Here is a 13,210-nt window from a genome sequence, read left to right on the forward strand (position 1 = left end):
GCGGCGCGGGCGGCACCCGGCGGTGGGCGCGCAGCTCGGCCACGGCGGCGGCCAGCCGGGCCCCGGCGGGCTTGACCCGGCGGTCGGTGGTGAGCAGGCCGAGGCTGTACTCCAGCTCCGGGAAGTCGGCCAGCGAACGGTCCACGTCGTGCGAGCACCACCAGGTGACGCCCCACAGGTCCGGGCAGTCCAGCACGGCGGCCACGGTGGCGCCGGTGAACCGGGCGGCGTCCTCGGCGGTGATGTGCGGGGCCGGTGCGCCGACCTCCTGGAGCCAGACCGGGCGGTGCGGGTCCGCCGCCCAGGCCTTGGAGAGCTCGACCAGGTAGGCGGCGTGCTGGTCGGCGGCGGTGGAGCGGGCGCCGTAGCGCTGCGCGGTGCCGTTGAACACCCAGGAGTGCACGGCGGTCACCGCGCCGATCCGGGCCGAGTGCCAGGGCGTGAACGGGTGCTCGTCCAGGTACCAGGCGGCGTCGTAGGAGGCGTGCAGGTGCAGCCGGCCGGGCGCGCCGCGCTCGCAGGCGTCGACCATCCGGCGCAGCCAGGCGTCGATCTGCTCGGGGGCGGCCCGGTCCGGGTCGGGGTGCGGCTCGCCGGAGAACTGGTTGACCTCGTTGCCGACCGTCATGCCCAGGAAGTTGGGCCGCTCGGCCAGCGCGGCGGCGAGGGTGTGCAGGTAGGCGGCCTGGCCGTCGACCACGTCCGGGTCGGTGAACATGTTCCGGCGGTGCCAGGTCTTCAGCCACGCGGGCTCGAAGTCGAAGCTGGACAGGTGGCCCTGGAGGCCGTCCACCGCGACGTCCAGCCCGCGCTCGCCGGCCGCGTCCACCAGCGCGACGAGCTGTTCGACGGCGCGTGGGCGGATCAGCGTGCGGTTGGGCTGGAACAGCGGCCAGAGCGGGAAGACCCGGACGTGGTCGAGGCCGAGCGCGGCGATCGAGTCGAGGTCGGCGCGGACGGCGTCGAGGTCGAAGTCGAGCCAGTGGTGGAACCAGCCGGAGGTGGGCGTGTAGTTGACGCCGAAGCGCGGGGCGGTGGTCATGTTCGGTGGGCTTCCTCGGTGGCTTCCTCGATGGGAACGGGGGCGGCACGCGGCGGCACGGTCAACCCTTGACGGCGCCCTCCTCGACGCCCTTGAAGAAGAACCGCTGGCAGACCGCGAACACCAGCACGATCGGCAGGAAGGCGATCATGGTGCCGGCCGCGATCAGCCGCGGGTTGGCGCTGAAGGTGCCGTTCAGGTACTGCAGACCGACGGTCAGCGTGTACTTCTGCGGGTCGTTGAGCACGATCAGCGGCCACAGGAAGTCGTCCCAGGCGCCGATGAAGGTGAAGATGACGATCACGCTGAGCATGCCGCGCACGTTCGGCAGGCCCACGTGCCACAGCCGCTGCCAGACGTTGGCGCCGTCCACCAGCGCCGCCTGGTCCAGCTCGGGCGGCACGGCGGCGAAGGCGGTGCGCATCAGCAGCACGTTCAGCATCGCGATCGCGCCGGGCAGCGCCACCCCGGTCAGGGTGTCGGCCAGGCCCAGGCCGCGCACGGTGACGTACTGGGAGACGACGGTGGCCTCACCGGGCAGGATCAGGGTGGCCAGGAACAGGCCGAGGACCAGCCGGGCGCCGCGGAAGCGCAGCCGGGCGAGCGCGTAGCCGGCCAGGGTGCAGCCGGCCACGTTGCCGAAGATCGCGATGGCGGCGACGATCAGCGAGTTCGCGGCGTACGTCCAGACCGGGATGGTGTCGGCGACCTTCGCGTAGTTGGCGAAGGTGAGGTCCTCGGGCAGGAAGCGCGGGGCGGCGGTGTAGACGTCCTCGGCGGGGCCCTTGAGCGAGGTGGACAGCTGCCAGAGGAAGGGGCCGATGACCAGCAGCAGGACCAGGAGCAGCAGCAGGTAGCGGGTGGCGGTGGCGCCGATGGCGCGGGTCCGGGCGGCGCCGGCGCTACGGGTCCGGCCGGCGGTGGCGGCGGTGCGGGTCACGGGTCAGGCCGCCTTCCGGTTGAGGCGCGTCAGCAGCAGCATCGGGCCGAGGGTGATCAGGAAGAGCAGCAGGCTGAGCGCGGAGGCGTAGCCGAGGTGGCCGGTGAAGCCGCGGCTGTACATCTGGATCAGCATCACCACCGACATGTCCCGGCCGCCGGGGCCGCCCTGCCCGTTGGAGAGCACGTACAGCTCGGAGAAGACCCGCAGCGAGGAGACCGAGATCAGCACCGAGACCAGCAGCATGGTGGGCCGCACCCCGGGCAGGGTGACGTGCCAGAACCGGCGGACCGGGCCCGCGCCGTCGACGGCGGCGGCCTCGTGCAGCTCGGGGCCGACGTTGGCGAGCGCGGACAGGTAGATCACCATGTAGTAGCCGAGGCCCTTCCAGGTGGTCAGGGCGATCGCGCTGAACAGCAGCAGCCAGCGGTCGGTGAGGAAGGGGACCGGCGAGTCGGCCAGTCCGGTCTGCCGGAGCACCCCGTTGACCAGGCCGCGGTCGTCCAGCACCCAGCCCCAGATCAGCGCCACCACGACGGCGGAGGCGACGACCGGGGTGTAGAAGGCGGTGCGGAAGAAGGTGATGCCGGGCAGCTTGCGCTGGACGAGCAGGGCGAGCAGCAGCGGCAGCAGGGTCAGCAGCGGCAGGCAGATCAGCAGGTAGACGATCGAGTTGAGTAGGGCATCGGCCAACTGCTCGTCGTCGAAGGCCCTTTGGTAGTTGGCGAGGCCGGTGAAGCGTCCGCCGCCCAGGGGTTTGGCGTTGGTGAAGGAGAGGATCACCGTGTTGAGCGCCGGCCAGAGGTTGAAGACGGCCAGCCAGAGGATCGCGGGCCCGGCGAGCAGCCAGGGGGTGAACCAGCGCCGGTGGGTCATACCGTGCCTTTCCTGGGGGCGAGCGGTGGTGGTGCCCGGCGGGCGGCGGCTCCGTGGGGGGCGGGACCGTGGGGGGCGGGGCCGCCGCTCCGCCGGTGGGCCGGTCAGCCCTTCAGCAGCTGGTTGCAGCGCTCGACGGCGGTGTCCAGGGCCTGCTTGGAGGTGGCGTCGCCGCTGATCGCCAGCGCGATCTGCTGGTTGACGACGGTGCTCATCGCGTCGTCCACCTGGACCGGCTGCAGGATCCTGGCCTTGGCCAGCGAGCCGAAGGCGATCACCTTGGCGTCGCCGGCGTTGGTGCCGTCGCTCTTGCTGAACTGCGGGTCGTTCGCCGAGGCCTTGGTGGACGGGAAGACGCTGGTCAGCTGGGAGAGCTTGGCCTGGTTCTCCGGGCTGGTGACCCAGCGGGCCAGGGCCACCGCGGCGGCCGGGTTCTTGGTCGCCTTCGGGACGGACAGGCCCTGCACGTACAGCGGCGGGGTGCCCATCGCGGGGGAGGGGACGATCTTCGGGGCGAGGGTGGGGTTGTCGGTGGCGAGGCTGGTGATGAAGTTGCCGCCGCCGGTGGTCCAGGCCGCCGTGCCCGCGTTGAGCAGCTTGGAGTTGCCGGCGTAGGTGTTGGTGAGGATGTCGTTCGGCAGCAGTCCGTCCTTGAACGCGGCGCGGTACTTGTCGAGCAGCGCGGCGGCCTCGGGGGTGTTGAAGGTGAACGACTTGCCGTCGTCGCTCATCAGCTTGACCCCGGCGTTGGCGAGGTCGCCGAGGCCGGGCTTGCGGCTCATCAGGTAGCCGGAGCCGCCGGCCTTCTCCTTGTAGACCCGGGCCTGGGTGATGAGTTCGTCCAGGGTGGTGGGGAGCTTCTTCGGGTCCAGGCCGTTCTTGCCCAGCAGCTCGGAGTTCCAGTAGTTGACGTCGGTGTTCAGGTACCACGGGTAGCCGAAGGTGCCGTCCTGGCCGGCGAACCGGTAGGCGTCGACGCCGCCGGCCACGTACTCGTCGGCGAGCTTCGGGTCGGCCTTGGCGATGTCGAGCAGGAGGTTCTGCTTGGCCAGCGGGAGGGCGAAGTCCGGCGGGAGGTTGACCACGTCGGGCAGGGTGCCGGCGGCGGCCTGGCTGAGCACCTTGGCGGAGTAGCCGTCGCCGGGCTGGTCCAGCCACTCGACCTCGACGCCGGGGTACTTCTGCTTGAAGCCGTCGAGCACGCCCTGCACGTACTCGGTGAACTTCGGCTTCAGCGCCCAGGTCTGGAGCGAGACCTTGCCCTTGACCTCGCCGGTGGCGGCGGCGCTCGCCGCGCCGTCGCCGCTCGCGCCGTCGGAGCCGAGTCCGCAGCCGGTGAGCACGGTGGCGGCGAGCGCCGCCGTCATCACTGCCGCCGGGATTCTTCGCATGAGGGTTCTCCCGATCCTGAGGGGTGGGTGGGGATCGTTCGGGATTGCGCCGGCTTTCAGAACCTGTCTTACTAAACCGGTCTAGCTCTGGCAGGGACTATGCTCCCGCCTAAACTTGGCTGTCAAGAGAGGAGTCGGAACCTGTGGGCAGACCGACCATCGCCGACATCGCCCGCCAGGCCGGTGTCTCCAAGGGCGCGGTGTCCTTCGCGCTCAACGGACGCCCCGGGGTGAGCGAGGCGACCAGGGCCCGGATCCTGCGGGTCGCCGAGGAGATGAACTGGCGGCCGCACAGCGCCGCCCGCGCCCTCGGCGGCGCCAAGGCCGACGCCGTCGGGCTGGTGATCGCCCGGCCGGCCCGCACCATCGGCGTCGAGCCGTTCTTCAGCCAGCTGCTCTCCGGCCTCCAGGGCGTGCTCTCGGCCCGCTCCGTCGCCCTCCACCTGATGGTGGTCGAGGACACCGCCGCCGAGATCGAGGTCTACCGGCGGTGGACCTCCGAGCACCGGGTCGACGGCTTCATCGTGGTCGACCTCCAGCTGCGCGACCCGCGGCTCGACGTGCTCGACGAACTCGGCCTGCCCGCCGTCGTCCTGGGCGGCCCCGGCAAGGGCACCGGACCGCTGCGGATCTGGGCCGACGACCGCGAGGCGATGCTCTCCATCGTCGACTACCTGGCCGCCATCGGGCACCGGCGGATCGCCCACCTGGCCGGACTCCCGCACTTCCAGCACACCCAGCGGCGGATCCGCGCGCTGCGCGACGCCTCCCGCCGGCTCGGGCTGGAGGAGGCGGTCTCGGTGCCGACCGACTTCAGCGACGCCGAGGGCGCGGCCGCCACCCGCACCCTGCTCTCCCGGGCCCGGCGGCCCACCGCGATCGTCTACGACAGCGACGTGATGGCGGTGGCCGGCCTCGGGGTGGCCGGGGAGATGGGCGTCCCGGTGCCCGGCGAGCTGTCCATCGTCTCCTTCGACGACTCGGTGCTCGCCCGGATCGTCCACCCGCCGCTGACCGCGCTCAGCCGGGACACCTTCGCGCTCGGCGAGCAGGTCGCGCGCAGCCTGCTCGCGGTGATCGACGAGGCCGGGCCCGAGCGGGACCTGCAGATGCCCACGCCCCGGCTGACCGTGCGCGAGTCCACCTCGCCGCCGTCCGCGGCGGCCCCGGCGCCCGGTGCCGCGGCCGGTTCACCGTCCGGAGTGGCCTTCGCCGGCACCGTTGACAGCACCTCTGAACCGGTTTAGCCTCGCTGCGCCGAGCGACCCCCGCTCGCCGCACCACCGTCGCGGGCCCGGCCTGCGGTCGAGCACCGCACCCGGCGCTACCCCGGCGCCCCACCGGCACCACCCCGCACGCATGCACCCCGGACCCGCCCCAGGACCTAGCCCGGGCGGGTCCGCCCCCACCCTCCTCCGCACTCTCGCGCGATCGGAGCCACCGCATGTCACGACGACGGATACCCCTGCTGCTGAGCGCCGTCCTCGGCGCGGCCGTCCTGGGCACCTCCCCGACGGCCGCCCAGGCCGCGCCGACCCCCGCCGCCCCGTCCCCGGCGGCCCCCGCCGCGACGAGCGCCGCCACCGGCACCCAGCCCTACGCCTCCTACTGGTACCCGAACACCATCCTGACCTGGGACCCGGCCACCGACCCCGACGCCCGGTTCAACCGCTCCCGGGTCCCGCTCCAGCCGCGCACCGGCGACCCGGCGCTCAAGGCCAACCCCAACGCCCGGGCCGGGGAGGGAAAGATCGCCTCGCTGGTCTCCTTCGGCCCCACCTCCAACAACCCCTCCCAGGGCTCCGCCGACCCCAACTACTACGCCTTCCAGTACTGGCAGTACGTCGACAAGCTGGTGTTCTGGGGCGGTTCAGCGGGCGAGGGCCTGATCCTCGCCCCCAACCCGACCGTGATCGACGCCGCCCACCGCAACGGCGTCAAGGTCTACGGCACCGTCTTCTTCCCGCCGGCCGCGTACGGCGGACAGCTTCAGTGGGTCCGCGACTTCGTCCAGAAGTCCGGCGGCCGCTACCCCGTCGCCGACAAGCTCGCCCAGGCCGCCCAGTACTACGGCTTCGACGGCTGGTTCATCAACCAGGAGACCGGCGGCGGCGACACCGCCCTCGCCACCGAGGTCCGCAACCTCATGCAGTACACCAAGGCGCAGAGCGGCACCGAGTTCATGTGGTACGACGCCATGACCGAGTCCGGCCCGGTCAGTTGGCAGAACGCGCTGACCTCCGCCAACGACGCCTTCCTCCAGGAGGGCGCCAAGCGCACCTCGGACTCGATGTTTCTCAACTTCAACTGGTCGGCCGGCGGCCTGGATTCGTCCCGCACCCTGGCCCGCGGCCTCGGCCGGGGCGAGTACGAGCTCTACTCCGGCATCGACACCGAGGCCAACGGCTACAACACCGGCGTCGACTGGAACGCGCTGTTCCCGGCCGGCAAGCCGCACACCACCTCGCTCGGCCTCTACCGCCCCGAGTGGACCTGGAAGTCCGCCACCGACCGCGCCGACTACCTCGCCAAGGACGCCCGCTACTGGGTCGGCGCCAACAACGACCCGTCGAACACCTCGACCTCGTCGAGCTGGAAGGGCCTGGCCAGCTACGTCGCCGAGTCCACCCCGGTCACCGCCAAGCCCTTCGTCACCAACTTCTCGGCCGGCGAGGGCGACTTCTACAACGCGGCCGGCACCCGGGTCGCCACCGGCGGCTGGAACAACCTCTCGCTCCAGGACGTCCCGCCCACCTACCACTGGCTGGTGAGCTCCACGGGCAGCAAGATCACCCCGTCCGTCGACTTCACCGACGCCTACGAGGGCGGCTCCTCGCTGCGGCTCACCGGCACCCCGAACGCCGTCAACACCCTGCGCCTGTACCAGACGAAGCTGCCGGTCGCCGCCGAAAGCAAGCTCTCCGTGGTGCTCAAGACCCCGGCCGCCGGCGCCACCGGGCTCAAGGCCGCCGTCTCCTTCACCGACGCGCCGACCACCTTCACCACCCTCGACCTGGGCGCCACCACCGGCACCGGCTGGGAACGCAAGACCCTCGACCTGTCCGCCTACGCCGGGCGCACCATCGCCCAGCTCGGCCTCCAGACCACCGGCGGCGGCGCCTCCTACGACCTGCGGATCGGCCAACTCGCGGTCTACGACGGCGCGGTGGACGCACCCGCCGCGCCGTCCGGACTGACCGTGCTGGGCGCGAGCGACGTGGTCGCGGGCGCCAGCCAGTCGCTCCGGCTCTCCTGGACGCCGTCGCCGAGCGGCAGCGTGCACCACTACGAGCTGTACCGGCGCAACGCCGACGGAACCCGGACCTACCTGGGCGCCACCCCGTCCGACGCCTACTACGTCAACCGGCTGGACCGGGTGGGCGGCGAGGCGAGCACGACCGTCGAGGTCGAGGCCGTCTCCACCGAGTACGGCCGCTCCACCACCGCCGCCACCACCGTCTCCTGGACCGGCACCCCGCCCACCGGCGGCAACCTCGCGCTCAACCGCCCCGCCACCGCCTCCGGCCAGTGCAACACCAACGAGGGCCCGGCCAAGGCCGTCAACGGGACGGTCAACGGCGGCAACGGCGACAAGTGGTGCACGCTGACCAGCGCCAAGTGGCTTGAGGTGGACCTCGGTTCGGCGAAGCCGCTGTCGAAGTTCGTGGTCAAGCACGCCCAGGCGGGCGGCGAGAGCGCCACCTACAACACCCGCGACTTCACGATCCAGGTCCGCTCGGCCGACACCGACCCGTGGACCACCGTCACCACCGTCACCGGCAACACCGCCGGCACCACCACCCACCCGGTGACCACCACCGCCCGCTACGTCCGCCTGGTCGTCACCAAGCCCGCCCAGAACACCGACCCCGCCGCCCGCGTCTACGAGTTCGAGGCCTGGGGCGCGTAGCGCCCGCCACGTCATCAGTGAAAGGAGCACCCCGTGTCGGTCACCATCACCGCCGTCGAGAGCACAGACCTCTTCACCGGCCCCGAGGACGCCCCGCGCCAGCTGCTGCGGGTGACGGTCCACGGCCCGGCCACCCGGATCGCCGTCACCGGCCCCGGCGTGCGCGGCGAGGCGACCGGCACGGGGCCGGTCGAAGTCCCGCTGGAGCTCACCGGCGACGCGCCGCCCGGCACCCGGCTGCCCGTCCGGGTCGAGGCCGGCGGCGCGACCGCCGAGGGCGTCGTCGAAGTCGCCGAACCCGGCTGGACGATGTTCCTGGTCTCGCACTTCCACTACGACCCGGTCTGGTGGAACACCCAGGCCGCCTACACCTCCCCGTGGGAGCTGCTCTCCGCCGACGCCACCACCCGGCCGCTCTGGGAGCGCAACGGCTTCGCCCTCGTCGACGCGCACCTCGACCTCGCCCTGCGCGACCCGGTCTACAAGTTCGTGCTCGCCGAAGTCGACTACCTGAAGCCCTACTTCGACCAGCACCCGGAACGCCGCGAGGCGCTGCGGCGGCTGCTGGAGCGCGGGCAGGTGGAGCTCGTCGGCGGCACCTACAACGAGCCCAACACCAACCTCACCGGCGCCGAGACGACCATCCGCAACCTCGTCTACGGCATCGGCTACCAGCGCGACATCCTCGGCGGCGACCCGCAAACCGCTTGGCAACTGGACGTGTTCGGGCACGACCCGCAGTTCCCCGGCCACCTCGCCGCCGCCGGGCTCACCGGCAGCGCCTGGGCGCGCGGCCCGTTCCACCAGTGGGGGCCGATCCAGAAGAACTTCCGGGAGGCCAAGGACGACGCCCGGGTCATGCAGTTCCCGAGCGAGTTCGAGTGGATCGCGCCGAGCGGCGACGGCGTGCTCACCCACTACATGCCGCACCACTACTCGGCCGGCTGGTGGATGGACTCCTCCGCCGACCTCGCCACCGCCGAACGGGCCGTCTATGACCTGTACGCGAAGCTCAAGCCGGTCGGCGCGACGAAGAACCTGCTGCTGCCGGTCGGCACCGACTACACCCCGCCCAACAAGTGGGTCACCGAGATCCACCGCTCCTGGGCGTCCCGCTACGTGTGGCCGAGGTTCGTCTGCGCCACCCCGCGCGACTTCCTGGACGCCGTCCGCGCCGAACTGGCGGCGACCGGCCGCCGGCCCAGCCCGCAGAGCCGCGACATGAACCCGGTCTACACCGGCAAGGACGTCTCCTACATCGACACCAAGCAGGCCCAACGCGCCGCCGAGGTCGCGGCGGTGGACGCGGAGAAGCTCGCCGCGCTCGCCACCGCGCAGGGCCTGGGCCGCTACCCGGCGGCGGCGCTCGACAAGGTCTGGCGCCAACTCGCCTACGGGGCCCACCACGACGCCATCACCGGCTCCGAGTCCGACCAGGTCTACCTCGACCTGCTCGGCGGCTGGCGGGAGGCGCACGACCTGGCGGCCGAGGTCCGCGACCGGTCGCTCGACGCGCTGGCGGGCCGGATCGCCACGGCCGCCTCGGACACCGCCCTCGTCGTCACCAACACCCTCTCCTTCGACCGCACCGACCTGGTCACCGTCCCACTGCCGGAGCGGTGGCGGGACGGCGCGCGGGTGCTCGACGACACCGGCGCGGAGGTGCCGAGCGCCGTCGGCCGGGGCACGCTGCGGTTCCTGGCCTCCGACGTCCCCGCGCTCGGCTGGCGGACCTGGCGGCTGCTGCCGGGCGCCTCGTCGGAGGGGTGGTCCCTTGCCGAGGGGCACACCATCGCCAACGCCCGGTACCGGGTCACCGCCGACCCGGCGCACGGCGGCGCCCTCTCCTCCGTCCACGACCTGCGGCACGACCGGGAGTTGATCGCCGACGGCCGGCTCGGCAACGAACTGCGGGTCTACGAGGAGTACCCGCAGCACCCCGACTTCGGCGAGGGCCCCTGGCACCTCGTCCCCAAGGGCCCGGTCACCGGCTCCGGCGAGCACCCGGCCGAGGTCCGCCGGGAGACCGGCCCGCTCGGCGAACGGCTGGTCGTCACGGGCACGGTCGACGGCCTGCGCTACGAGCAGACCGTCACCCTGTGGCGCGGCCTCGACCGGGTCGACTGCCGGACCAGGGTGGTCGACTACGCGGGCGCCGACCGGCTGCTGCGACTGCGCTTCCCCGTCGACCTGCCCGGCGCGCTGCCGGTCAGCGAGGTCGCGGGCGCGGTCGTCGGCCGCGGCTTCGCGATGCCCGACGTCGACTCCGCCGAGGCCCCGTGGACCCTCGACAACCCCGCCAACACCTGGTTCGGCCTCGGCTCCACCGCCCGCGTCGCCCTCACCGACCCGGCCACCGGCGCGCCGCTCGGCGAACGCGCCATCGGCGTCGCCGAGGTGGTCGTGCCCTCCATCGAATCGGCCTCCGAAGCACGGGAGTTGGTGGTCGCGCTGGCCCGGGTCGGGGTCACCGCCACCACCTCGGGCGCCGACTGGGCCCGGTACGGCTGGCTGGACGTCGACTCCAACCTCCCGGACGTCCGGATCGTCGTCGGCGGGCCCGAAGTGAACTCCGCTGCCCGGGAGTTGCTGTCGAGTACGGGGGAGGAGTACGCGGCCGCGCTCAAGGAGCACGGCGCCGTCTGGGTGCCCGCCCGCACCCCACTCGCCGAGGTCTGGCGGCCCGGCGCGGACCTGCGCGACCTGCGCGCGCTGCCGGCCCTCGTCGTCACCGACCCGGCTGCCCTCACCGCCGACCTCGCCGACGCCCGGATCACCGCCGTCTGCCCGGGGACCCCCTCCTTGGAACACCTCGCCGACCACACCGTGGCGTTGCTGACCTACGGCCTCCCCGGCTTCGCCGTCGACGCCACCGGCGCGCTGCACCTGTCGCTGATGCGCTCCTGCACCGGCTGGCCGTCCGGCGTCTGGATCGACCCGCCCCGGCGCACCCTGCCCGACGGCGCCTCCTTCCAACTCCAGCACTGGACCCACGAGTTCCACTACGCCCTGGTCGGCGGCCCGGGCGACTGGCGGGCCCAGGAACTCCCCGCCCAAGGCCAGGAGTTCACCCACCCGCTGTACGCCCGGCTCACCCCCGGCGGGCAGGGCGGCCCGCTGCCCGCCACGCTCTCCTGGCTGCGGGTCTCGCCCGAACGCCGGGTCCTGCTCGGCGCGCTCAAGCCGGCCGGGAACCCGATCGCGCACGGCTCCGCCGCCGGGTCGTCGGCTGATCGACTCACCGTCCGCCTGGTCGAGTCCACCGGTCTCGGCGCCACCGCCACCCTCGGCGGCGCGCTCGGCCTGACCGACCTGCACCACGCCGACCTCCTCGAACGCCCGACCGGCCCGGTCTCCGGCGAACTCACCCTCACCGGATCGCAGATCACCACCCTGCTCGCCCGGCCGAGCCTGACCGCCGCCCCCGCCGGCGACTCCTCCCTCGGCCCGACCGCCGAAGCCGCCCAGCCCGTCCACGCCCGCTACTGGCTGCACAACCGGGGCCCGGCGCCGCTCGGCTACCTGCCCGTCTCGGTCGGCGCCTCACCCGGCCTGCTGCGAACGGCGGGGGAGGCGGTCACCTTCTCCGTCGCCCTCTCCTCCCAGCTCCAGGACGCGGCGGTGGAGGGCACGGCCGTCGTCCTCCCGCCCGAGGGCTGGACGGCCGACCTCACCGCCCGCCCCTACCGCCTCCCCGCCGCCGGGCACCTCCGCTTCCCGGTCACCCTCACCCCGCCCGCCGACGCCGCGCCCGGCCTGTATTTCGCCGCCGTCCGGCTCACCCACGACGGGCAGGCCGTCGAGGACGTGGTCACCATCGCCGTCGGCGAACTGCCCGATCTGCTGCCCGTCCCCGGCGAGGCCCCCGCGGACTGGACGGCCGCCCAGGGCACCAAGTCCGCCGAGGGCCGGGACACCGGCCTCAGCGTCGTCTCGCTCACCGATACCGTCCGCCTCTCCCCGGGCTCGCGCAATGCCCTGTCCCTCCGCCTGACCAACCGCACCCGCGGCGAGATCCGCGGCGAACTGCAACTCGTCTCCCCCTGGGGCACCTGGGAGGCGGTGCCCGCCCCCGTCCGCGGCTTCACCGTCCCCGCCGGTGCCACCTCCATCGAGGACTTCACCCTCACCGCCCCCGAAACCATGGACCCCGGCGCCTACTGGGCCCTCGCCAAGGTGATGTGGTTCGGCCGCTGCCAGTACGCCCCCACCGTCGCGGTGGTGATCGAGCCGTGACCGCGCCCGCACCCGCCGACGCCCCGATCCTCGGCCTCCTCGACGGCCGCCCGCTCCCACGCACCGCCCTCGACCGCCGCCTCGCCGCCCTCCGCACCGGCCCCCGCGCCGCCGCCCTCCCGCGCCCCGGCAGCGGCGAGGACCGCCAGCTCGCCCGCTGGGTCGCGCAGGTGCTGCTCACCGAGGCCCTCTGCGAAGCCGTCGCCGCCGAACGCGGTCTTGCCGTCTCCTCCGTCCCTGCCCACCTGGACCAACAAGCCGCCGTCGAACTCGGCTCCATCACCGCCGCCGCCTACGAGGGCAGCCCGGCCGTCCGTGCCGTCTACGCCGACGTCACGGCCACCGTCACCGCACCCTCCGCCGAGCTCGCCCACCACCGCGCCATGACCTCCGGAGCCCCTTCATCGGAGCACTGGCGCCTCACCCTCCCCGACGGCAGCACCTTCGACGCCGCCCCCGACACCCTCCCGCTCGCCCTCGCCGCCGCCCTCCATACCGCCCCACCCGGCACCCCGGTCACCGCCGGCCTCTGGACGGCCACCCGCCTCCCCTCACCCCCGCCCGCACCCGCCACCCACCCCGACCCCACCACCCCCATCCACGAGGCCACCCGCCGCGCCGCCTTCGTCCGCTGGCTCGACCACGCCCGCGCCACCCGCCTCACCCTCGTCCCCGGCCTCGAACACCCCGGCGACCCCGCCCAACCCGACAACCACCACCGCCACTGACCCGGGCGGGCCCGAAAGGGCAGGTGGGGTGCCCGTTCGGGCGGGTGCGGGGTGGGATACGGGGGGTCGGGGCGGATTGGTGGAGGA

Annotated in this window: 8 protein-coding genes; 4 read left to right on the forward strand and 4 right to left on the reverse strand. The window is 73.1% G+C overall.

Annotated features, from left to right (window positions below):
- The 4 genes from AB0N76_RS25725 to AB0N76_RS25740 form a co-directional block, all read right to left on the reverse strand.
- Positions 1-1,042 (reverse strand): glycosyl hydrolase (locus AB0N76_RS25725; RefSeq protein WP_363560764.1); only part of this gene is annotated, 1,042 nt, incomplete at its 3' end.
- A gap of 61 nt (positions 1,043-1,103) precedes the next feature.
- Positions 1,104-1,919 carry a carbohydrate ABC transporter permease gene (locus AB0N76_RS25730; protein ID WP_363560822.1) on the reverse strand — a complete coding sequence of 272 codons (816 nt, stop codon included), beginning with the start codon at positions 1,917-1,919 and terminating at the stop codon, positions 1,104-1,106.
- Positions 1,920-1,985: 66 nt separating this feature from the next.
- Positions 1,986-2,858, reverse strand: a complete 873-nt coding sequence (locus AB0N76_RS25735) for a sugar ABC transporter permease (protein ID WP_363560766.1) — start codon at positions 2,856-2,858, stop codon at positions 1,986-1,988.
- A 104-nt stretch (positions 2,859-2,962) separates the two neighbouring features.
- On the reverse strand, positions 2,963-4,249 hold the full coding sequence (locus AB0N76_RS25740) for a sugar ABC transporter substrate-binding protein (RefSeq protein WP_363560768.1): 1,287 nt from the start codon (positions 4,247-4,249) through the stop codon (positions 2,963-2,965).
- A gap of 143 nt (positions 4,250-4,392) precedes the next feature.
- On the opposite strand from AB0N76_RS25740, the gene AB0N76_RS25745 reads away from it, so the two are divergent.
- From AB0N76_RS25745 to AB0N76_RS25760, 4 genes are all read left to right on the forward strand, one after another.
- Positions 4,393-5,496, forward strand: coding sequence for a LacI family DNA-binding transcriptional regulator (locus AB0N76_RS25745; protein WP_363560770.1), 1,104 nt, complete (start codon positions 4,393-4,395; stop codon positions 5,494-5,496).
- A 197-nt stretch (positions 5,497-5,693) separates the two neighbouring features.
- Positions 5,694-8,159 carry a discoidin domain-containing protein gene (locus AB0N76_RS25750; RefSeq protein ID WP_363560772.1) on the forward strand — a complete coding sequence of 822 codons (2,466 nt, stop codon included), beginning with the start codon at positions 5,694-5,696 and terminating at the stop codon, positions 8,157-8,159.
- Positions 8,160-8,192: 33 nt separating this feature from the next.
- Complete coding sequence (locus tag AB0N76_RS25755; protein WP_363560774.1) at positions 8,193-12,395, forward strand: NEW3 domain-containing protein; 4,203 nt, start codon at positions 8,193-8,195, stop codon at positions 12,393-12,395.
- Positions 12,392-13,123, forward strand: coding sequence for a hypothetical protein (locus AB0N76_RS25760; RefSeq protein ID WP_363560776.1), 732 nt, complete (start codon positions 12,392-12,394; stop codon positions 13,121-13,123). Before AB0N76_RS25755 ends, AB0N76_RS25760 begins: the two co-directional genes overlap by 4 nt.
- Positions 13,124-13,210: the final 87 nt, after the last annotated feature.

Source organism: Kitasatospora sp. NPDC093806 (assembly GCF_040683335.1).
Classification (GTDB): Bacteria; Actinomycetota; Actinomycetes; order Streptomycetales; family Streptomycetaceae; genus Kitasatospora.